A 22,525-nucleotide genomic window follows, 5' to 3' on the forward strand; every position below is an offset into this window, starting at 1 on the left:
AGATGGATTAAGGGTTTACGCAAATTTGAGTGCAAAAAAAGCACCTTTTTGTTAATAAATATGTGTAAATTGTTAATAAAGGTAGTTGTAAAACACAAAAACCTGTAAAAACCTTACAGATAAAGGCTTTAGAAGACATTTGCTTCTGGAGAGAAAGTATAGCCATTTAATAAACTTTTGGCATCCATTTTTTTCTTTCCTGATAGTTTTATTTCATCAATAATAATGAAACCGCCATGAACAGCCACTTTTAATTCTTTTTTAGTCGCTATAATTTTACCAATTTCAAAAACATGAACTTCTTCTTCTATTTCTTTTCTAATGGCATAAATTTTAGCAGTTATTTCTTCTTCTTCATTTTTAATGATAGTCCAAGATGCTGGAAAAGGATTTAAACCTCTAATTTTATTATAGATGTTGTCTAAAGAATCTGTCCAATCTATTCTGCAATTTTCTGGATTTAATTTAGATGCAGATTTCTCTTCTAAATCTGGTTGTTTTGTAGTGTTTACTTTTTCTGTAGCAATTAGGTCTATTGTTTTACCAACTAAATCGGCTCCTAAAAACATTAATTTATCATGTAATGTACCAACTGTTTCTGTTTCTGAAACCGCTATTTCTTCTTGTAAGATAATTTCTCCGGTATCAATTTTATCATCAATAAAAAAAGTAGTTACACCCGTTTTAGTTTCTCCATTTATAATTGCCCAATGTATAGGTGCTGCACCTCTATATTCTGGTAGTAAAGAAGCGTGTAAATTAAAAGTACCATATTTAGGCATTTGCCAAACTATTTTTGGTAACATTCTAAAAGCAACTACAATTTGTACATCAGCATTTAAATTTTTTAATTCTATATTAAAAGCTTCGTTTTTTAAATTGGTAGGTTGTAAAACCAGTAAATTTACAGAAGTTGCATATTTTTTTACGGCAGATTCATTTAATTTTCGTCCTCTTCCTGCTGGTTTGTCTGCCGCTGTAATAACACCAACTACATTATAATCATTTTCTACCAAATGCTTTAAAATAGTAACAGCAAAATCTGGAGTTCCCATAAAAACAATACGCATATCTTTCATAATTAGTGGATTAATTGGTATTTATTCTGATGATTAATTTTTATTTTATCATCTGTTAATAGTTGTCGCAAATGTATTAAAATGTCTTTTTCATCTGCTACTAAAGAAGCACTAATTTCTTGGGATGATAAAACTTGCTTATTCTTTAAAAGTAGCATTATTTCTGATGATAAATTTTTAGTAGGCTTTCTGTTTTCTGAAATACAAACATCGCAAATACCACATTTTTCTGTTTTTATTTCATCAAAATAACTTAAAACCTGATTACTTCTACAAACGGAATTGTTATTTACAAAAGCAATTAAATCTTCAGATTTTTGTTTTTTCTGATGGATGAATTGCTTCATTTCTCTAGAGCACCTATTTATGGTGTAATCATCTTCTCTAGGTAATAAAAAAACAAGTTCGGCATCATTTTTTACAGGCTTATATGCAATGATGTTATCGTTTTCTAAACGTTCAAAATTTGCTAAAACAAGGTTAGTGGTTAAACCAGCTTTTTTTGCGATAAAAAATTCATCAATCTTTACTTCTTCCTCAAATAAACCAGCATAGGTTCTTAATATAGAGTTGGTAAAATTTTTAATAATTGAATTTTTATCTAGATAATTTAATACCGTTTTACTGTTTACAATAAATTGCAACGTAGATTTTTTGTTATATAGATTGCTAATTTCTATAATTCCGTTGTTGGATAATATTTTAAGAGCAGTATCTACTTTTAATACGGAGTAATTATATTTTTTAGAAAATTCTAAAAGATTAAAAGAATGCGATTCTTCGTTTAATTCACCTAAAGAAACTCTAAAATATTGATATAATTTTTTATGTATTTCTTTAATCTCTGTAATGCTTAACAGTGTTTTTTCTAATCGATCTTTAAATAATAAAATATCACTTTTATTAAATAACAAAACCGCAAACGATTTTTTACCACTTCTACCAGCTCTACCAGTTTCTTGTACGTAATTTTCTATACTTGTAGGTAAGTCTAAATGAATAACCAAACCAACATTTGCTTTGTCAATTCCCATTCCGAAGGCATTTGTTGCCACCATAATAGGTGTTTTTTCTGTCATCCAGTTTTCAAAGGAAATATTTTTTTCTACGGATGATAATCCACCGTGATAAAAAGAACTTTTAAAGTTATTTGCGTTTAAAAATGAGGCTATCTGAGTCGTTTTTTTTCTAGAATTGACATAAACAATTGCCGGAGTTTTTGTTTTTGTAAATATTTGAAGTAAACGTTGTAATTTATCTTCAATAGTAAATATTTGATAGGCTAAATTTTCTCTATAAAAAGATTTTTTAAAAAGTAGCGGTTCTTTTAATTCAAGGTTTTTTTCAATATCACTAAGAACTTTTTGGTTTGCAGTTGCTGTTAAAGCTATAAAAGGAATATCGGGTTTTAATTCTCTTAAAATATTGATATTTCTGTAAGAAGGTCTAAAATCATGTCCCCATTCAGAAATACAATGTGCCTCATCAATGGCAATTAAATTAATGTTTAATTCTTTTATTTTCTGTTGAATAAAGTAAGATTGCAACCTTTCTGGGGAAAGATATAAGAATTTTATGCCTCCAAATTTAACATTGTCAAACAACGTTATCATTTCATCTTGTGTAGCACCAGATTTAATGGTTGTGGCTTTTATTCCTTTTTGAGTTAAGTTTTCGACTTGATCTTGCATTAAAGCAATTAAAGGTGAAATAACCAAACAGACACCTTCTTTTGCCAAAGCCGGAATTTGAAAGCAGATAGATTTTCCACCACCTGTTGGCAGTAATGCAATGACATCTTTTTGAGCTAAAGATGCCGTAATTATTTCTTCTTGTTGTGGTCTAAATTCAGAAAAGCCCCAATATTTTTTTAATATTTCTTTTGGCGAAATCATAATTCGCAAGCAAGCGAATTCATAACAAAATCGGTTCTTTCTTTTAAATTTCCAAATGGAACATTAATTATTGCGTATCCTAAATCTGTATAAGATTTTATTAAAAACTTGTCAATTTCTAATGTTTCTTCAAAAGATTCATAGCGTTCATTATCAGTGGTGTGTATCTCTTTCCAGGGAGCAAAATGAAAAATTTTAGTGTATTTGTAAAGATTGCTTTTTTCGAAAAAAGTTGATGGGTAGTCGGTTTTAAAAAAGTCCATATATGCATGGACATCCGGAATTCCTCTATCAAAAAAAACAAGTTCTTTATTGTTATTATTTGCTTCTATAAATTGTTTTTCTCTGCCTTCTAAAAGCATTTGACTAAACAATAAAGGTTCTGTTAAGAACAGTTGATCTATTCCTTTTTTTTGTGCTTCTAAGGTTACTTCTCTAGAAATTTCGGGCATACAAAAACACCCTCTATTTGTTAATTCATTTATAACGGAAGTTTTTCCTGTTCCAGGTCCACCTATTAAGACTATTTTTTGTTGCATTTCACAAAAATAAATGAATCTCTTTATAAAACTAATTTTTAATGTAATTTTGTGGCTTGTTATCTATAATTAATTTAGATTTAAGAAAGTATTTTTATGAGTGATAAAAAAGAATTTTACGCAAAGTTAAAAGATCAATTAGATGATACTACTAGCTTTCCTGCAGATTATATGTATAAATTTATTGTGCCTACAGATGGTAATCAAGTTCAAGAAGTAGAAGATTTATTTAATGACTCAGGAGCAGTAATAAATACAAAAAAGTCTAAGACAGGGAAATATGTGAGTGTTTCTATCGTATTAAAGATAGAAAGTTCAGATAAAGTAATTTCATATTATTTAAAAGCTGAAAAAATTAAAGGAATCATATCATTATAATTAAGTGTTTATGAAAAAAATAGTTTTATTATTTGTTTTAGTTGCATCCATATCTGTCTTCTCACAAAAGAAAGAGAAAACGTTAATTACAATAGATGGAGAAAAAACAACTGTTTCTGAATTTAAAAGAATCTATGAAAAAAATTTAGACGCTATAGATAATGAAGAAGCCAAAAGCATTACAAATAATTTAGACTTATACATTAATTATAAGCTAAAAGTAAAAGAAGCTTATGCCATTAATTTAGATACGTTGCCCTCTTATAAAAGAGAAATGGAGTCTTATAAAAACCAGCTTTCTGCACCTTATTTACAAGACACTACTTTTATAGATCAATTGGTAAAAGAGGCTTATTTTAGAACAAAAAATCAGGTAAAAGCAAAACACATTTTAATGAGACTGCCAAGAGAAGCATCTCCCAGAGATACTTTAATGGTTTATAATAAAATCTTAGAGCTAAGAGAAAGAATTATAAAAGGTGAAAAATTTGAAGCAATAGCTGCACAATATTCAGAAGATAGGTCTGCGCAAGACGATCCTAAAACAGGCAGAAAAGGAAATGGTGGTAATTTAGGCTATTTCTCTGCTTTTAATATGGTATATCCTTTTGAAGTTGCCGCGTATGCTACTAAGGTTGGTGAAATTTCTATGCCATTTAAAACACAATTTGGCTATCATATTATGCAAGTTGATGATATAAAAGAATCTAAAGGAGAAATTGAAGCAGCACATATTTTAATAAGAGACACCACTGCTGTTGGTAAAATGAAGATAGATAGTATTTATGTAAAATTAAATAATAAAGAGCTTTTTGAAGATTTAGCCAAAAAATATTCAGAAGATCCTGGTTCTAAAAATAATGGAGGTAAGTTAGGTAAATTTGGAGCAGGGAAAATGGTAAAATCATTTGATGATGCAGCTTTTGCCTTAGAAAACGTATCAGATTTTTCTAAACCATTTAGAAGTCAGTTTGGTTGGCATATTGTTAAATTGTTAAAAAGACATCCTATTCAATCTTTTGATGAAATGAAAGTTGAATTAAAAGAAAAAATAAAAAAGAGCTCTAGAATGCAGTTGTCTGAAGATGCAGTTGTAAATAAATTAAAAAAAGAGTACACAATTACAGAATACGAGGAAGCTAAAAAGATTTTAGATCGTAAAAATCTAAGAGCAATTCCAAAAGATTCATTACAGAATACTTTAATTAGTATAAATGATAAAAATATTACACAAGAAACTTTTATAAGCTATATTAGAAATAGAAGACATTTAGCTGTTTTTAAACTTTTTGAAATGTTTAAAGAAGATCAAATTCTTACGTACTATAAAGAGAATTTAATTTATACGGAACCAGAATATGCCTATACTTTAAAAGAGTATGAAGATGGTTTATTGCTTTTTGAATTGATGCAAGAAAAAATTTGGGCAAAGTCTTCTAATGATTCAATTGGCTTGCAAAAGTTCTTTGAGAGCCAAACGGATACTTATGCAACAACCGATTTAAATAGTGTTAAAGGACAGGTAATTAATGATTACCAAAACTTTTTAGACAAAAATTGGATTGCAGATTTAAGAAAGAAAAGTAAAGTGAAGGTGAATAAAAAGGAATTGAAAAAGTTAATTAAATTTTACGAAAATAAATGATGAAATATTTTGCTTTTCTATTTTGTGTAGTGCTATTTTCTTCTTGTGATTTTTTTACAATGAAAGAAAAGGAAATAAACACCTCAGAAGTTGTGGCTTCTGTTAATACGGGAAAGCTTTTTAAAAAAGATTTAGTAAACGTATTACCTAAAAATATAAGCAGTGTAGACAGCCTTGTATTGGTAAAAAGCTATATTCAAAACTGGGCAATTAAAAGACTCTTGCTAGAAAAAGCTAAGAATAATATTTCTTTAGAATCGGTAAACCAAATAGACAATCTAGTTAAAGATTATAAAGAAAGTTTATTAATTAATAATTTTAAAGAACAACTTGTAAAACAACAATTAGATACTGTTATTTCTGAAGAGGAATTAGCGGAATATTATATGTTGAATAAGGAGAATTTTAAACTAAATGAAGAGCTTGTTAAAATAAGATATCTTCATGTAGATAAAAATATTAAAGATAAAAAGGATATTTTAAAACTCTTTAAATCTGATGATATTAGTGATCTAGAAAAATTAGAAAAACAAGAGTTGAGTTTTAAATCTCATCAATTTAACGACTCTGTTTGGACACAATTAGATAACATTTTGTTAAAACTTCCTTTTTCAAAGGAAATACTGTTAAAAAAAACAAAATTCATCGAAAAACAAGACTCAATAGGTTTATATTTGGTGGCTATTAATGACGTGTTAGAACGTAATTCTATTGCACCATTAAGTTATATTACCCCAACTATAGAACAAATGATTTTACATAAACGTAAAATTGAATTATTAAGAGAGATAGAAAAAATAATAGTAAAAGATGCAACACAGAACAACAATTTTAAAATATATTAAATCATCAATTTTAGCACTATTCTTATGCTTTTTAGGACTGCAAACTTCTGCACAAAAAGTAAAAATAGATGGTGTAGCCGTTGTTATTGGTAAAAACATTGTTTTAGATTCTGATATTGCTAAATTTAAGCAAGAAGTAGAGGTAAGGAGCGAAGGAAAAGTGCAAATTACAGACTGCGAAATGCTAGAAGAATTAATGCAACAGAAATTAATGGCACACCATGCTGTTGTAGATAGTGTTACTGTTTCAGATGCCGAAATTTCAGATAAAGTAGAGAGAAGTATCCAGTATTTTACACAACAATATGGTAATGTAGATAAAGTTATTAAAGCCTATGGTTTTAATGATTTAGAAGATTTAAAAAAGGAATTAACAACCGTGCAAACAGAAAATATTTTAATTGAAAAAGAGCAATTAAAGATTACTGAAAAAATAGATGTTACTCCAGAAGAAGTTCGTTTGTATTTTAATGGATTAAAAGAAAAAGATGAATTACCTCAGTTTCCTGCAGAAATAGAATTAGTTCAAGTAGTTTTAAAAGCAGTACCTACCAAAGAAGAAACAGAAAGAGTTATTAATAAACTTAATGAATTAAAAAAAGAAATAGAAGAAGGTTCTAATTTTAGAATGAAAGCTATTATTAATTCTGATGATCCTGGAGTTACTACCAATGGAGGTGAATATTCGGTAACAAAAGAATCTGCTTTTATTAAAGAATTTAAAGAAATGGCTTTTACTTTAGATGTTGGTCAGGTTTCTAAACCATTTAAATCTGAATTTGGTTATCATATAATGCAATTACATGCAGTTAAAGGAAATACAAGAGTTGCTTCTCATATTTTAATGCAACCAGAAGTTCCAGATTCTAAAATGAATGAACTTAAAGTAAAAGCAGATAGTATTGTTCAAAAAATTAGAGAAGGAGCTTTAACTTTTGAGGAAGCTGTTAAAAAATATTCTGATGACGAGGACACTAGAAATAGTGGAGGGCTTATTATTAACCCATCTACAGGAGAGTCTAAATTTGATTTAACAAGAATGGACCCAGCTTTTTATGCAAGAGTAAGTGATCTTAAAAAAGGAGAAATTACAGATCCTTTTTATGATGAAGAAAGATCTGGAGATAAAATGTTTAAATTCATTTTAATGAAAGATAGAACAGATACGCATGTTGCAAATATTATTGACGATTATGTTAAAGTACAGCAATTAGCACTTCAAAAAAAGAAAGAAGAAACCATTACAAAATGGTCTAAAGAAAAAATAAAAGATACTTATATTAACATCGGACCTACACATAGTAAATGTACGTTTGATAAGAATTGGAAAAAAGCAGTAAATAAATAATGTCTGACGTTAAAGCTGTAAAAGATTTAGTAGATAAATACAACGCAATAAAAACAGAAATTGGTAAAGTAATTATTGGGCAGCACGAAGCGGTTAATTTTACCTTACTCTCTATTTTTTGCGGAGGGCACTCATTATTAGTTGGTGTACCTGGTTTGGCTAAAACTTTGTTAGTAAATACGGTGTCTGATGCTTTAGGATTGCATTTTAAAAGAATTCAATTTACGCCAGATTTAATGCCTTCAGATATTTTAGGAAGTGAAATTTTAGACGAAAACAGACATTTTAAATTTATTAAAGGGCCTATTTTTTCTAATATTATTCTTGCTGATGAAATTAACAGAACTCCACCAAAAACGCAGGCAGCTTTATTGGAAGCAATGCAAGAACGTTCTGTAACGGTTTCTGGAAATCATTATAAATTAGATTTACCGTTCTTTGTATTAGCAACGCAAAATCCAATTGAGCAAGAAGGAACTTATCCTTTACCAGAAGCTCAATTAGATCGATTTATGTTTTCTATTTATTTAGAATATCCTTCTTTTGAAGAAGAGGTAGCAGTTGTAAAAAGTACAACAGGTAATAAAATTACTATTATAAACCCATTATTTTCTGCGGAAGAAATTGTTGAAATTCAAAAATTAATTCGTAAAATCCCTGTTGCAGATAATGTAATAGAATATGCAGTTGGTTTAGTTGGTAAAACAAGACCAAAATCTAAAGAAGCAACAGATTTAGTAAAATCTTACTTAGATTGGGGAGCAGGGCCAAGAGCATCTCAAAACTTAATCTTAGCAGCTAAAGCACATGCAGCTGTAAACGGAAAGTTTTCTCCAGATATAGAAAATGTAAAGGCAGTAGCTATTCCTATTTTATCGCACAGAATTGTAAAAAATTACAAAGCAGAGGCAGAGGGAATTACGGTTGCAGATATTATAAAGTCTCTTTTGTAGATATATTATATTTTTAAAACATAAAAAAAACACGGTATTTGCCGTGTTTTTTTATGAGTAATTTTTAATTACTAAAAAATTTATTCGTTTTCAAAGAAGCTAAAGACATTGCCTCCATAACGCTTATCATAACTATGGTTTTCATGTTTAGAAAGGTCCGTATGTTTAGAGTGTTCAACAATTAAAACTCCTTCTTCTTTCAATAGATTTCTTGTAAAAACTAAATCTACTATTTTTAAAAATTGCTCTTCTTCAAAATCGTAAGGAGGATCAGCAAAAATAACATCTGCTTGTAAAGAAGTCTTTTCTAAAAATTTATAAACATCACTTTTAAAAGTGTTTATTGGTAGGTCTAAAACTTTAGCAGTTTCGTTAATGTATTTTATACAACCAAAGTGTGCATCTATGGCATAAATATCTTTTGTTCCTCTAGAACCAAATTCATAACTAATGTTTCCTGTACCAGAAAAAAGATCTATAACAGCAATACTATCAAAGAAATATGTATTGTTTAAGATGTTAAATAACGATTCTTTTGCCATATCTGTTGTAGGGCGAACAGGTAAGTTCTTAGGCGCTGATAAACGTCTGCTTTTGTGTTTTCCAGAAATTATTCTCATGAATTTAAAAGGATATAATTTGAATGTTTAGAAGTATCTAATTCATTAAAAATTGGGTTCTTACTTTCTAAAAAAGAAACATTTCTAATGTATTGATACGTGATTTTGTATATTTCAGATTCTGGCTCAATATTTCCCGTAAAAAATACAGCTATTTTTTCTACATCTAACTTTAATTGTTCAAATGTAAATAAGATATAGTAGATAAAATCTTCTTTTGTTTGAAAATTAAATGAATTTGAAAATTGTAATTGTTTATTTTCTAATACAACAATATCGTAATTTTCTTTAGAAACATTTACAAACACTTTTTTATCAGCAGTATTATTAGCTGAAATTAATTTTTCAATTAAAACAGTTAAATGATGTTTGTATTCAAACGCTCCAAAATTTTGAAATAAGTAATTATTAATATTTACATAGGGTACATATACATTTTTTGCATTTATACTTTCTATATCATCATAAGCTATAAAATCTGTGGCTAATGTTTTAATATTAAAATTAAGATATTCAGAAAGTATGTCTTCAGAAAAATATGGATCAGGTACCAGTGAAAATAAATTGTTTTGATGAATTACTAATACAGATAAAAAATCTTTTTGTAAATGAATATCTGTTTTAAAAATTTCTTCTATTTTCTTTAAGAGATTTTCTGGAGTTAGTTGTTTTTCCTTAAAAACATATTCAGAAAAGTAACTTGTTTCTTTTGTAGTATTGTTTATGATACAAAAAGAAAATCCATCCAAATTAAATTGGATGGATAACTTTGTATCTTTTGAGTGTGTTACAGTATTTCTACTATTCTTCTTTATCACTGTCTTTTTTATCATAAGCAGGAGGCCAATTACCACCAGTTGAAACTTCATCTAAAGAACCAACAGAAACATATTCTCCTCTAATTTGGTCTGTTGCAACTTGCTCTAATTCTTGTTTTAGAAGCGATTCATTCATCCCTTTTAAAATGTCTTCTTTACCTGTTTTAACATAAAAAGTTGGTACTACCATTCCTGGTACTTTTTCTACTGTTCCTACTTCAATATCAAACTCTTTTCCATCTACACCAGGTACTTTAAACATCTCTTTGTAGTTTTTACCTTTAAAGTACTTAGAAACTGGCTCGTAACCAATAGTGTCTGTTTGTTTCTTCTCTACATCAATAATAATTCCACCACCTCTATCTTCTTTCTCTACAACAGTTTTTGTTTCTGTTAAGGCTAATCTTGCCGTATCAATAAACTGTATTAAAGCGTTTTTGTCTTTAGTATATTGTCCTGTTACTTCAAAATGTTTAACTTCTGCATCTCTAATTATTTTTAAGTTGTTAACAACTTTGCTGTATTTAACCACTTTGGTTTTGTTAAAAATAATAGGTTCCATTATACCGTAGTATATTTTAGAAACTAAAAAAGCGGTTAAAGCCAAAAGTAATATAGAGGCAATCCACCTTAATTTTAATGGTAAAAATTTAACTATAATAAAAGCTAGTAATATTGCAACTATAACCGCTGCCAAAATCATTCCAAGTAATCCCATTGTTAAGTATTTTTTTTAATAGTCCTAAGGCAAATCTACAATTTTTTTTTAATGATAAAAACTTTTATTTACAAATCGATGTATCTTTGTTGTATTAATTTTTATATGATAAATAAAACGACTGATTTTTACGCAGAATTATTGAAAAAATTTCAATTTTCACCAACAATTAAACAGAATAAATTACTAAATCTTCTAAGCAATTTTAGCTTTACAGAAGATACAGATGCTTTGTTTTTATTAAAGGGATACGCTGGTACTGGGAAAACAACAAGTATTAGTGCTTATGTTAATAGTTTGGGTACTATTGGTAAGAAGGCAGTTTTACTAGCACCAACTGGTAGAGCGGCTAAAGTAATTTCTGTATATTCTAAAAGACCAGCATTTACAATTCATAAAAAAATATATTTTCCAAAAAAACAGTCAAATGGTGCTGTAGGTTTTGTTTTGCAACCTAATAAGCATAGAAATACTATTTTTATTGTGGATGAAGCTTCTATGATTCCAGATAGTAGACAAAATCAGCAATTATTTGATTCTGGTTCTTTATTAGATGATTTAATTAGATATGTATACTCTGGTCATCAATGTAAGTTGATATTTATAGGAGATACTGCTCAATTACCTCCTGTAAAGTTAAATATTAGTCCTGCTTTAGAAGAAGATACTTTGGTGTATGATTATCATAAAAATGTAACAGAAATTGAATTAGATGAAGTTATGCGTCAGCATGAAGATTCTGGTATTCTAGCAAATGCTACTTTGTTGAGGTTAATGATTCAAAATGATACTACTAATTTTAAGTTTGATATCGATTTTCCCGATATTGTAAGGTTAGATGATGGTTATGATATAGAAGATGCTTTGGTTACTGCTTATGAGAGTGATGGAGTAGAGGATACTGCATTTATTGTGCGTTCTAACAAAAGAGCTAATGATTATAATCAGCAAATTAGAATGAAAATTCGTGGGCAAGAAAATGAAATTTCTGCTGGGGATTATATAATGGTCGTAAAAAACAATTATTTCTGGTTAAAAGAAAATTCAACCGCAGGTTTTATTGCCAATGGAGATATTTGCGAGGTCTTAAAAATATTTTCTATTAAAGAGTTGTATGGTTTTAAATTTGCAGAAGTAGAGGTAAGGATGATTGATTACCCAGATATGCAGCCTTTTGAAACTGTTTTATTGCTAGATACCCTAACAAGTGAAACCCCTTCTTTAACTTATGAGGAATCTAATAGGTTATATCAAGCAGTAAAGGAAGACTATGCTCACTTAAAATCGAAGTCTAAACAGTTTATGGAAATTAAAAAGAATTTGTTTTTCAATGCATTGCAAGTTAAGTTTTCTTATGCTATGACGTGTCATAAATCTCAAGGAGGACAATGGAAAACAGTGTTTATAGAGCAACCTTATTTACCAGAAGGTGTTTCTAAAGAATATTATAGGTGGTTGTATACCGCATTAACTAGAGCGCAAGAAAAATTATATTTAATTGGTTTTAAAGGGGAGTTTTTTGAGGAATAATTTTAGGTTGAAGTAAAAGTAGCCTTATAAGGTTGTTTTTATTATGAATTGTAGTTCGTTGCTAAACCTATAAATAAATAAATAAACCTATAAATAAATACAACTAACTATTGCTATTTTAATGCAGTAGATAGTTAATTGCAATTCTGCCATATCTATGTCCGTTTGTAAATCTTAAATCTTTAGATTTATTTGTGTTGTAATGAAACGAGTATCCAAAGTTAAAACGGTTTACGGTAAATTTTAATCCTAATTCTAGGTCAAAAACAACAGGTATTAAATAGTTGGTAATTGGACTAGTCTTGTTTAAGAAGCTTCCTTGTAGAGTAGCGTCATAGGCGGCGTAACGTAGCGTTGGTTTTATGTAAAAAAAAGATTCTACTTCTCTAAAATAATTTGTTTGTTCATTATTTAGATTTGTATCAAATGCAATAGAGTTTGCTAAGTCTTGCAGAGGCTTTAACCCAATTCTACTATAAACTCCGGTAGAAATATTGGTGTAAACTGTGCCTAGGTTTACTTGATTGGTCCAGGTAATGTCAAAATTATTACTTTTATTTTTTAAAATTGTTTTTAAATATTCTGCATTATAGTTTAACGCAAAAGCATTTTTTATTTGATATTCCCAGCCTATTGCTTGTTTAAAACCATAAACATTATGTATAAATTCTTGTAATTCTTCGGCATAAGAATTAGCTCCAATTACTCCAATTTGGGCAGTGGTGCTAAAAATTTGGTTATTTTTATAGATTCTTTTTATTCCGAAACTTCCATATAAATAACCTGCAAAAGGTCTATCATGGTTATTAATGTCTTGCACAGTGGCCTTAAATGGACTGTACATTTCTTGACTTATTTTCCATTCTAAAATACGTTTTTCTAAAGACTCTTTTTTATTTTTAGAAAGATAGCTATAACTTAAAAAGACTCCACTTGTATAATATCGATCTCTAACGGTAGAAACATATAAATCGTTGTCTGTAATTAGACTAATTTCTTTTGAAAATTTTTCTTGAGCAATTGAATAGGATGATATAAAGACAACTAGGCTTAGTATTAAGTATTTCATAAGTAACAAATATAAAATAACTTATTTAAAATGATTTTTTTTTCATGTATTTCTAAAAAAAAGTAGTTATTTTAGTCCGAGTAAATAGAATTTATGGATATTAAAGAAGGATTAAGTTCAGAAGACTTTCAGGGTGTTACCAACAGTAAAGAATTGTTAGCGCTTATAGGTGAAAAGAATGAGGCTTGTAAGAAAGTAAAGAAAACAATTATATATAATGAAGAGCTAAGGTTACTTCAAATAGAGTTGGTTAAATTACAAAGGTGGATTTCGAATAATAACAAGCGAGTTGCAATTATTTTTGAAGGACGAGATGCTGCCGGTAAAGGTGGTAATATTCGTAGATTTATGGAGCACTTAAACCCACGTTCTAGTAGATTGGTGGCCTTAAATAAGCCTACAGAAATAGAAAAAGGACAATGGTATTTTCAGCGGTATATTAAAGAATTACCAAACCCTGGTGAAATTGTTTTTTTTGATAGAAGTTGGTATAATAGAGCAGTTGTAGAGCCTGTTATGGGGTTTTGTACAGACCAACAATACAAACAGTTTTTGGTACAAGTGCCAGAGTTTGAGCACATGATGTATGAAGATGGTGTTGTTATTATTAAATTTTGGCTATCAATTAGTAAAGATGAGCAGCTAAAACGTTTTGAGGGCAGAAAAGAAAATCCATTAAAAAGATGGAAATTTAGTCCTGTAGATAAACAAGGACAAATTCTTTGGGACAGATATACGCATTATAAGGGAGAAATGTTTTCAAAGACACACACCTCTTACAGTCCTTGGATGATGATAAAAACGAATGACAAAAAAGTAGCAAGGCTAGAAGCTATTAGACATGTTTTATCTCAATTTGATTATGACGATAAAGAAGCAAAAACAGTTTTAAACCCAGATCCTAATGTTGTAATGCGTTATTATAGATCTAACACTAATATAGATTAAATTTAATATGGAAATATCACCTAAAAATTTAAAAAAATTAAATTCTAAGAAAGGCTTGTTGGCTCTTTTATCTAAAGAACCTCTAAATATAGATAGAGCCATTAGATATGTAGATTACCAAAGAAAGCTTGACAGTTTACAGGTAGAATTGATCCGTTTACAAAAATGGGCTATCAATAATAATGAAAGAATAATTATTGTTTTTCAGGGAAGAGATGCTGCAGGTAAGGGAGGAGCAATTAGAAGATTAACAGAGCGTATCAATCCGCGTCATATGCGTATTGTAGCATTGCCGAAACCGTCGGAAGATGAGCAGTCTCAATGGTATTTTCAAAGATACGTAGAGCAGTTTCCTAAAGCAGGAGAAATAGTGTTTTTTGATAGAAGTTGGTATAATAGAGCGGTTGTAGAGCCTGTTAATAATTTTTGTACTAAAGAAGAATATAATGTCTTTATGAATCAGGTAAATGATTTTGAAAGAATGATTTTAGAATCGGGTATTCATTTAGTTAAAATATATATGTCTATTTCTAAGAAAGAGCAAGCAAAACGTTTTGCAGACATAAAAAGCGATCCATTAAAGCAATGGAAAATGACTAAGTTAGATGAGAAGGCACAATTGCTTTGGGAAGATTATACAGAGTATAAGAAAGCAATGTTTCAAAAAACAAATACAGGACTTTCTCCTTGGAAGATAATTAGAGCAAATAGAAAAACGGAAGCGCGTATAAATGTGATTAATCATATTTTAGATCGTATTCCTTATGATAAGAATTTAGAGGTTTAAAAAACCGCTAAATCTTTTTAATATAATAAACAAAAAAAAAGACTTCATATAAAATATGAAGTCTTTTGAGCGAAAGACCGGGTTCGAACCGGCGACATTCAGCTTGGAAGGCTGACGCTCTACCAACTGAGCTACTTTCGCATTATTGGTAAGCGGTTGCAAATATAATATGTTTTTTGAGTTCCGCAAGCTTTTTTTTAAAAAAATTAATAAAATTTTTTATCAGCTCTTAATACCTTTAAAAAATGAAAACCATAAATGTCGTATCCTTCATTATAATAGAATTTATGAGACTTCGTATTGCCTGAGTAGGCATTTAATTCTATTGCTTCACATCCTTTGTTTTTAACATGGTTGTTTATCCAATTAAAGAATTGTTTTCCAAGTCCTTGTCCTCGGGTAGATTCATCTATAATTACATGATCTGGTTCTGCAGATTTTCCTATATAATGTCTTGTAGTGTACCAAAGTCCAGAAATTCCTACTAATTTTTGATTAACATATAAGCCAATACATTCGTAATTGGTGTTTTTTGACATTTCTATAACTCGTTCTTTTAAAATTTCTAAAGGAGTTTTTGAGTTTAATTTTGTTAAAAGCGGAATTATTGTCAAAATTTCTTCTACTTCAATTACCTTTATTAGCGTATTCATGCTTTATAATTTAATGATGGATGCATTATTAGTCTTTATTTGTATTTAAAATTTATCAAAAGATAAATCTTAGACTAGTGATCCGTTTAATTTGTTTGTAAATAAAAAACCTCAAACGAATGTTTGAGGTTTTTTAAAATCTTATTCTTTCGTTTTATTGGGTTGGGTGGTTTGTTTATCGAAAATAAACAAAACTATAAACGTTCTTCAATCCAGGTTTTAAAACTATAAAAATTCTGTGGTGCAACACCATGACCTACCGGATATTCTGAATAGGTGTTATTAAAGCCTAAATTGTCTAAAAAAGGTTTGCTTTCTCTTGCCCAATCTATTGGTAAAACTTGATCAACTGTTCCGTGAGAGCAATAATAGTTAGTGGTAATTTCTTTAGAAATGTTGGTAGGGAGTAATTCTTTATTAATATAACCACTTAGTGCAATTACATGTTGTACTTTATTTGGATAGAAAAAACTTAAAGAATAACTTAGAATAGCACCTTGACTAAAACCTAATAAAAAAGTGTTGTTAGGGTCTGTTTTGTATTTTGCTTTTATTTCATCAACAAAAACAGCAATTTTATCTACAGATTCTTTAGCTTGTTTTAAGTCGGAAAACTTACCATTTATTTCATCGAAGTTAATAGCGTACCATGCATAAGCTCCAGATCCCATTGTATAAGGTGCCTGAGCGCTTACTATTAATAAATTATCTGGTAATTCTTCAGCAAAAGAAAATAAATCCTGTTCGTTACTTCCGTAACCATGTAGAAGAATTAATAAAGGTGGATTTTCTGTTGGTGTTTTTGGTTGTCTTACCAGGTAATTTAAATTGCTCATTTTGTATGCTGTGTTTTTTGTTTTGATTATATGTTTTTAAACCACTCTTGAAATTGATCTCCAACTACAGGAATAATTTTTTCTTCACCTTTAACGGCTCCCATTAATGAAATAACCCATAAAACCAATAAAATAGCACTTACAATTACTCCTGCTGTTCCTCCTAGGTACTTATAGACAATCCATCCGTTTAAAAATTGAATTAAATTTAAGCCTATCATTTGTCTGATGTAAAAATTAGCAAAAGAATTCTTTGTGCTGTTGTTCATGAAAAAAGCTATGATTAAACCTATAATCCAAAAATGACTTATAATTGCCATTGTTTTTCCTTCGTTTGCTGTTTGATTTTGCATACTGTTTATTTTAATATTAATTGATTGTTAGCGTAAACTCCGTAAGCTTTTCCTTTTAATTTTTTATCTAAAAAAGCGCTGTTTTTAGAGGTTGATAAAATATCCTCTTTTGTAAAAGTGTAATTCTGTTCAGGATTGAATAAAGTAATTTCAGCTTTATTGTTTTCTTGAATAGAAAGATTTTCTATACCAAAAATAGCTTTTGGTTTGCTTGTAATATTTTCTATAAAATCTTCTAATTCTAAAACAGAATTAATTGCTCCAAAAGCACTTTCTAATCCAATGGTTCCATCTTTTGCTTCACTAAATTCTAATTTTTTATGCTCAATGTCAATTGGGTTGTGGTCTGAGGTAATAATATCTATAACGCCAGATTTAATACCTTTTATCAGGCTTTTTAAATCGGTTTTAGTTCTTAAAGGAGGGTTTACTTTAAAGTTGCTATCAAAACCATGTAATTCATCGTCAGATAAAGTTAAATGATGCACAGAAACACTACAGGTAACTTGCAATCCTTTCTTTTTAGCTTCTTTTATTAGCTCAACAGATTTAGTGGTAGAAATAGTTGGAATATGTAATTTTCCGCCTGTGTATTCTAATAAATATAAATCTCTTGCAATTTGTATGTGTTCTGCTAAAGCCGGACTTCCTTTTAGTCCTAATCTAGTGCTATTAACACCTTCATTTGCAATTCCTTCTCCAGCAATAGAGTTGTTTTTAGGGAAGCTAAATACTAAACCATCAAAATTCTGAGCGTACAAAAGCGCAATTTTCATCAAATTGTCATTTGCTATTGGTTTGTTGTAATCTGCAAAAGCTATAGCGCCAGATTGTTGCATGTCATACAATTCTGCCATGTCAACACCTTTGCTGTTTTGCGTTAGCGCAGCAATAGGGTAGAGGTTGGTAGCAAATCCGTTTGCTTTGTGTATTAAATACTCAACCGCAGCCTTGTTATCTATAACAGGGTTTGAGTTTGCGTTTACTGCTACAGCTGTAAAGCCACTTTTTGCAGCAACGTTTAAGCCGTTTTTAATATTTTCTCGTTCTTCAAAGCCAGGTTCTCCAAAAGAAACACTCGTATCAAACCAACCACAAGAAACATGTAAATTATCTAGTGCTACCACTTGGTAATTATTGTTTTCTATAGAATCCTCAATTTTAGTGATGATTCCGTTGGTAATTAAAATGTCTTTTTGTTGATGATGATATGGGCTTGAAGTGTCTATAATCGTAGCCGATTTTAAAAGCGTGGTCATGGTTTATAGAATTTTAAAATCAAAATTTCTAAAAGCAAAGATACAATTGCCAACGATAAAAACCATTTCCAAAGCCAATGAACTTTATTTTTTTTATTGATTTCTTTAAAAACGTCTGCAACCGAATTAGAAACTGTAATATTTTTATTGTTTTTTTTGAGTTCATTCAAATCTAGAAAGTTTAGCGAACTTTCTTCTTTTGCATAATTGTATGCAATATGTTGAATTGTATCTGTGTTTTTTAAGATGCTATACAAGCCAGATTTTAAGGGGTGTTCTTTTGTGGTGATGCTTACTTTATTTTGATATTTCTGTTGCAACGGAATAAAAGAATTTTCAGAATTTGCAATTTTCAATACCTTGTCTTTTTCAATATTTGTTTCAATATCAATGGTGTTTTCTGATGCAATTCTGTAGAATAATTTAGGGTGTTTAAAACTCATTTTTCCGAAGTTGAAAAACACAGGAACTATTAAAGGAGAATTAATAAAATTACTGTTTTTTAGATCTAGAGAACTCGATATCCAGAAGGTCTTATTTTCGCCATTTTTAATTTGTGAAATGAAGGGGGTACCATTTTCAAAAGCAACAATTGTACTTGTGTTATTTGAAATGAAAGGATAATAATGTTGTACTATTGGATATTGAAAATTAGTTACTTTTTTAGAAAATACATTTTGAAAAAGTGGGTGCTTGTAATTGATATTTGTAATTTTTAAACTGTCTGTTTTTTTAGGTTGAATTTGGCCTATATTTAAGTTTTTAAATAAAGAATTGTATGAGTTTATGTTCAGGTTTTTATGCGGAATAATTACAAGACTTCCTCCGTTTTTAGAAAATTCAATTATTTTATTTGATAAAATTTCAGTTATATTTTCTACCTCGTTTAGTACAATTAATTGCTGTTTTAAAATGGAATTATAGTTGGTGTTTTGAGCCGTAGATTGTGTGAGGTTAAATTCGTTTTTAGTGTAAATTTTCGGAAGAAATTGAGTCTTTTTTCCTATCGATAAAACATTGATTTTTTGATCGTTTTTTAAGGTGAAATAAAACACGTTATCAAAGGCGAAAGTATCGCTAAAATTAATGACTATTTTACCATTGAATTCTGCCTGATTTTGAACTTTAAATTGAATGGTTTCTATGGTGTCTTTTTTAAAAGAGGAGGAGAGCTTGCTAATTAGTTTATTGTTATTGTAAACAGCAATAGGAATATTGTTTTTTGCTGCTCCTTGGTTTTTTATAAGAACATTAAGTGTAGCATTATTAGCATCAGAATTATTGATAAAAATACTGTCTATAGAAATGTTGGTTTTTATTGAAGATTCTAGTTTTATTGTAGAAAAAGAGGGTGTTACATTTGTAAACTCGTTTTTGTAAGTATTCTGAAAATCAGATATTAATATTGTCTTATTTAGAGTGTTTGTTTTATCCTGTGTGTTGGAGTCGAATTTTAATAAAACGGTGGTTAAATCTAATTTTTTTGAAGTTTCTTTAACCTGTAACAATACATTTTTTAGAGTTTCTTTTGTAATTCTGTCGTAGAAATTAGAATTTGTTTGCAGCGAATATACATCTTTTTCTGATGTGTTTTTAATAATTTCTTGGGCTACTATTTGTAATAAATTACCTCTTTCTCCTTTTGTATTTGTACTTAAAGAGTTGTCTAAATAGATAAAGTTATGTTGCTTTTGGTTCGCAGATTTATTGCTGAAATAGGGTTGTGAAAAAGCAAAAATAATAGCAGTGAATAAAAGCATTCTAATACCCAATATTAACCACTTTTTTATGCGTGAACTTTTACGTGTTTGCTGTGCTAGTTTTTGTAAAAATACTACGTTTGTAAAAGGAACTTTCACGAACCTTTGCAGTTGAAAAAGATGCACTATAATCGGGATGATTAATAGTGTTAAAAAGTATAATATTTCTGGGTTTTTAAACTGCATTTATAATGTTTAGATGTGAATCGAAAATAATTAAATTTTAAAAATAGATTTACAAAGGTGTAAGATAATCTTTTGAAATTAAAACGAAATAATAGTCTTTAATTCTAAAATAGAAATAGCAGAAAAAGGGATGAATGGGAACCTTTAATTAGTGTGAAATAGACTGTTTTATTTGCCTTTTTTTTAAGGGAGAAGATTTCTAAAACTTTTCAAATACTCCTAAACCAAACAAAGCAAAATCATATTTTACAGGATCTTTTGGATCTAGTTTTCGCAAGTTTGTATCTAATTCAGCAAGTGCTTTCCAGTCGTTTTGTTTTCTTAAAAGTAGTTTTAATTTACGTGCAACATTACCAGAATGTACATCTAAAGGGCACGATAAATTTGCAGGTTTGTGTGTTTTCCAAAGGCCAAAATCTACTCCAGAATTATCGTTTCTAACCATCCATCTTAAGAACATATTTATCCTTTTTGCAGCAGAATTTTTTAGTGGATCTGAGATGTGTTTTTGAGTTCTTTGTTGATGGTCAACTTCAAAAAAAACTTGTTTTAAATGATGAATTGCATGCTTATAATCGGTCTGTTTTTCATCAACCAACAACACCTTTTCTAGTCCTTGGTGATGCGTATAAATGTGTTTTAAAGACCTTATAAATTGTTGTAAATCGATTGCATTAAAAGTTCTATGCACAAAGTTTTCAAGAGATTTTAAATCATTTTCTTCATGATTCATTACAAAATCAAAAGGAGAATGATCAAAAAAATCCATCATTTTATTGGCATTTTTAATAATCATGGTTCGGTTTCCCCAAGAAATAGTTGCCGTTAAAAAGCCAGAAATTTCAATATCTTCCTTTTTTGTAAACAAATGTGGAATCTGAATCGGATCAGATTCAATAAAATTGGGGGTGTTATATAGAACTACTTTCTCGTCTAAAAATTCTTTTAATTCAGATTTCTTCATATTTATCTATTCAAATAAAAAACTCATTAAAAATAAAAAACCATTATAACTTCCATGAAGTAACATGGCCCATAATAAGCCAAATTTTACTCTTATATATCCAAAATAACCACCAACTAATAATTGTGGTAATATTAATATAGGAGAGAGTAATAGTACGTTTGTGGTGATTTCAAAATTGCTAATATGTATAAAACCAAAAATTAGTGTAAAAATATAAAAGGCATATTTAAACGATTTTGGTTTTACAAAAATAGTGATTGGTGCTCTAAATAAAGCTTCTTCTAAAATAGGAGTAAGGATAGAACCTAGTAGTAAAATTTGAATAAAAGACATGTCTTTAAACATTTCTTCTATTTTATGCGTTTCAAAATCTACCAATTGTAATTCTTGAAGTACACTAAATAAAGGAGTTATTATAATGCTGGTTGCTATGCTAATAACAAATAAGTGAAAGAATATTTTAATACGATAACCAGTATTTTTATTGGTATCTATGCCTGGTACTGGGTTTTTTAAATAGGTAATTACATTATTAAAGGTTTCTTTCATTATCTAGGTTTATTTATAAGTAGTATTAAACTTAGAAATGTTACACTATTCTATAATTTTACCGTCAATCATGGTTAGTTTTCTGTCTGCCATGTTAGCCAATTCTTCATTGTGTGTAATTATTACAAAGGTTTGTCCAAATTCGTCACGCAATTTAAAGAACAATTCGTGTAAGTTTTTGGCAGACTCGCTATCTAGGTTTCCACTAGGTTCATCTGCTAAAATAACAGAAGGGTTGTTTATTAATGCTCTAGCTACGGCAACTCTTTGTTGTTCTCCTCCAGAAAGTTCGTTGGGTTTATGGCTTATTCTGTGAGATAAACCTAAAAAAGTAAGTATTTCTTTAGCTCTTGTTTCGGTTTCTAATTTCGATTTTTTTGCAATAAAAGCAGGAATACAAACATTTTCTAATGCTGTAAACTCTGGTAATAATTGATGAAATTGAAAAATAAAGCCAATATGTTGGTTTCTAAAAGAAGAAAGTTCTTTATCTGCTAAGTTTTTAAGAGAAACGTTGTTTAATTTCAGTTCATAGTTTTCATCTTTTTGAGGTTTGTCTAAAGTACCTAAAATTTGAAGTAAGGTTGTTTTTCCTGCTCCAGACGGACCAACAATAGCAACAATTTCTCCTTTTTTTATGTGTAAATCTACTCCTTTTAAAACTTCTACATCCCCATAATATTTGTGAATGTTTTTACCTATTATCATACTTAAAACTTTGTAACGAATGTATAAAAAAGACTTTAATTTTACTCATAAAAAAACGGATATCCTTAGTTGTTAAGAATAT

General features: G+C 29.1%; 23 protein-coding genes and 1 tRNA gene. 8 read left to right on the forward strand and 16 right to left on the reverse strand.

Annotated elements, in window-relative coordinates; genetic code table 11:
• Positions 1-128: 128 nt before the first annotated feature.
• Genes fmt through GQS58_RS03595 form a run of 3 tightly spaced genes read right to left on the reverse strand, consistent with a single transcriptional unit; the run spans position 129 to position 3,513 of the window.
• The gene (gene fmt, locus GQS58_RS03585; protein ID WP_205860373.1) at positions 129-1,079 is read right to left on the reverse strand and encodes a methionyl-tRNA formyltransferase; all 951 of its coding nucleotides are present in this window, start codon (positions 1,077-1,079) and stop codon (positions 129-131) included.
• 2 nt (positions 1,080-1,081) lie between these two features.
• Entirely contained in the window at positions 1,082-2,974 is a 1,893-nt protein-coding gene (locus tag GQS58_RS03590; protein ID WP_205860374.1) for an ATP-dependent DNA helicase RecQ, read from the reverse strand.
• Positions 2,971-3,513: an AAA family ATPase gene (locus GQS58_RS03595; RefSeq protein WP_166382932.1), complete on the reverse strand. Its 543-nt coding sequence runs from the start codon at positions 3,511-3,513 to the stop codon at positions 2,971-2,973. Before GQS58_RS03595 ends, GQS58_RS03590 begins: the two co-directional genes overlap by 4 nt.
• A gap of 96 nt (positions 3,514-3,609) precedes the next feature.
• Here GQS58_RS03595 and GQS58_RS03600 point away from each other — a divergent pair, with 96 nt between their 5' ends.
• From GQS58_RS03600 to GQS58_RS03620, 5 genes are read left to right on the forward strand one after another with little or no spacing between them, the layout of a single operon-like run.
• A complete protein-coding gene (locus GQS58_RS03600; RefSeq protein ID WP_166382934.1) occupies positions 3,610-3,891 on the forward strand; it encodes a DUF493 family protein in 282 nt (93 codons plus the stop codon).
• A gap of 10 nt (positions 3,892-3,901) precedes the next feature.
• A complete protein-coding gene (locus GQS58_RS03605) occupies positions 3,902-5,536 on the forward strand; it encodes a peptidylprolyl isomerase (RefSeq protein WP_166382936.1) in 1,635 nt (544 codons plus the stop codon).
• Entirely contained in the window at positions 5,533-6,381 is an 849-nt protein-coding gene (locus tag GQS58_RS03610) for a hypothetical protein (RefSeq protein WP_205860375.1), read from the forward strand. The genes GQS58_RS03605 and GQS58_RS03610 overlap by 4 nt, the downstream gene beginning before the upstream one ends.
• Positions 6,347-7,729: a peptidylprolyl isomerase gene (locus GQS58_RS03615; RefSeq protein WP_166382938.1), complete on the forward strand. Its 1,383-nt coding sequence runs from the start codon at positions 6,347-6,349 to the stop codon at positions 7,727-7,729. Before GQS58_RS03610 ends, GQS58_RS03615 begins: the two co-directional genes overlap by 35 nt.
• Positions 7,729-8,682: an AAA family ATPase gene (locus GQS58_RS03620; RefSeq protein WP_166382940.1), complete on the forward strand. Its 954-nt coding sequence runs from the start codon at positions 7,729-7,731 to the stop codon at positions 8,680-8,682. Before GQS58_RS03615 ends, GQS58_RS03620 begins: the two co-directional genes overlap by 1 nt.
• An 80-nt stretch (positions 8,683-8,762) precedes the next feature.
• Here GQS58_RS03620 and GQS58_RS03625 read toward each other — a convergent pair whose 3' ends face one another.
• The 3 genes from GQS58_RS03625 to GQS58_RS03635 are packed head-to-tail and all read right to left on the reverse strand — an operon-like array spanning position 8,763 to position 10,838.
• On the reverse strand, positions 8,763-9,302 hold the full coding sequence (locus GQS58_RS03625; RefSeq protein ID WP_166382942.1) for an RsmD family RNA methyltransferase: 540 nt from the start codon (positions 9,300-9,302) through the stop codon (positions 8,763-8,765).
• Positions 9,299-10,135 carry a DUF3822 family protein gene (locus tag GQS58_RS03630; RefSeq protein WP_205860376.1) on the reverse strand — a complete coding sequence of 279 codons (837 nt, stop codon included), beginning with the start codon at positions 10,133-10,135 and terminating at the stop codon, positions 9,299-9,301. Before GQS58_RS03630 ends, GQS58_RS03625 begins: the two co-directional genes overlap by 4 nt.
• Entirely contained in the window at positions 10,104-10,838 is a 735-nt protein-coding gene (locus tag GQS58_RS03635) for a hypothetical protein (RefSeq protein ID WP_166382944.1), read from the reverse strand. Before GQS58_RS03635 ends, GQS58_RS03630 begins: the two co-directional genes overlap by 32 nt.
• Positions 10,839-10,943: 105 nt before the next feature.
• Here GQS58_RS03635 and GQS58_RS03640 point away from each other — a divergent pair, with 105 nt between their 5' ends.
• Complete coding sequence (locus GQS58_RS03640) at positions 10,944-12,368, forward strand: ATP-dependent RecD-like DNA helicase (protein WP_166382946.1); 1,425 nt, start codon at positions 10,944-10,946, stop codon at positions 12,366-12,368.
• Between the two features lie 118 nt (positions 12,369-12,486).
• On the opposite strand, the gene GQS58_RS03645 is transcribed toward GQS58_RS03640, so the two are convergent.
• Positions 12,487-13,437 (reverse strand): lipid A deacylase LpxR family protein, encoded by a 951-nt coding sequence (locus GQS58_RS03645; protein ID WP_166382948.1) that lies wholly within the window; start codon positions 13,435-13,437, stop codon positions 12,487-12,489.
• Between the two features lie 93 nt (positions 13,438-13,530).
• Between GQS58_RS03645 and ppk2 (GQS58_RS03650) the strand changes: the two genes are divergently transcribed.
• Together ppk2 (GQS58_RS03650) and ppk2 (GQS58_RS03655) are read left to right on the forward strand one after the other, a co-directional pair.
• Complete coding sequence (ppk2, locus tag GQS58_RS03650; protein ID WP_166382950.1) at positions 13,531-14,385, forward strand: polyphosphate kinase 2; 855 nt, start codon at positions 13,531-13,533, stop codon at positions 14,383-14,385.
• 7 nt (positions 14,386-14,392) lie between these two features.
• Complete coding sequence (gene ppk2, locus GQS58_RS03655; protein WP_166382952.1) at positions 14,393-15,172, forward strand: polyphosphate kinase 2; 780 nt, start codon at positions 14,393-14,395, stop codon at positions 15,170-15,172.
• 68 nt (positions 15,173-15,240) lie between these two features.
• Here the strand turns inward: ppk2 (GQS58_RS03655) and GQS58_RS03660 are convergent.
• From GQS58_RS03660 to GQS58_RS03700, 9 genes are all read right to left on the reverse strand, one after another.
• Positions 15,241-15,313: transfer RNA gene (locus GQS58_RS03660), tRNA-Gly, on the reverse strand.
• A gap of 65 nt (positions 15,314-15,378) precedes the next feature.
• Entirely contained in the window at positions 15,379-15,825 is a 447-nt protein-coding gene (locus GQS58_RS03665) for a GNAT family N-acetyltransferase (RefSeq protein ID WP_166382954.1), read from the reverse strand.
• Positions 15,826-16,019: 194 nt separating this feature from the next.
• A complete protein-coding gene (locus GQS58_RS03670; protein WP_166382956.1) occupies positions 16,020-16,661 on the reverse strand; it encodes an alpha/beta hydrolase in 642 nt (213 codons plus the stop codon).
• A 26-nt stretch (positions 16,662-16,687) separates the two neighbouring features.
• A complete protein-coding gene (locus tag GQS58_RS03675; protein WP_166382958.1) occupies positions 16,688-17,014 on the reverse strand; it encodes a hypothetical protein in 327 nt (108 codons plus the stop codon).
• A 5-nt stretch (positions 17,015-17,019) separates the two neighbouring features.
• Positions 17,020-18,273 carry a dihydroorotase gene (locus tag GQS58_RS03680; RefSeq protein WP_166382961.1) on the reverse strand — a complete coding sequence of 418 codons (1,254 nt, stop codon included), beginning with the start codon at positions 18,271-18,273 and terminating at the stop codon, positions 17,020-17,022.
• Positions 18,270-20,219: a BatA domain-containing protein gene (locus tag GQS58_RS03685; protein ID WP_166382963.1), complete on the reverse strand. Its 1,950-nt coding sequence runs from the start codon at positions 20,217-20,219 to the stop codon at positions 18,270-18,272. The genes GQS58_RS03680 and GQS58_RS03685 overlap by 4 nt, the downstream gene beginning before the upstream one ends.
• Positions 20,220-20,418: 199 nt before the next feature.
• Positions 20,419-21,183 (reverse strand): TIGR02757 family protein, encoded by a 765-nt coding sequence (locus GQS58_RS03690; RefSeq protein ID WP_166382965.1) that lies wholly within the window; start codon positions 21,181-21,183, stop codon positions 20,419-20,421.
• 6 nt (positions 21,184-21,189) lie between these two features.
• Positions 21,190-21,735 carry a CPBP family intramembrane glutamic endopeptidase gene (locus GQS58_RS03695; RefSeq protein ID WP_166382967.1) on the reverse strand — a complete coding sequence of 182 codons (546 nt, stop codon included), beginning with the start codon at positions 21,733-21,735 and terminating at the stop codon, positions 21,190-21,192.
• 45 nt (positions 21,736-21,780) lie between these two features.
• On the reverse strand, positions 21,781-22,443 hold the full coding sequence (locus tag GQS58_RS03700; protein ID WP_166382969.1) for an ABC transporter ATP-binding protein: 663 nt from the start codon (positions 22,441-22,443) through the stop codon (positions 21,781-21,783).
• Positions 22,444-22,525 lie beyond the last annotated feature (82 nt).

Origin of the sequence: Polaribacter sp. 11A2H (assembly GCF_011379025.1) — a bacterium.
GTDB lineage: Bacteria > Bacteroidota > Bacteroidia > Flavobacteriales > Flavobacteriaceae > Polaribacter.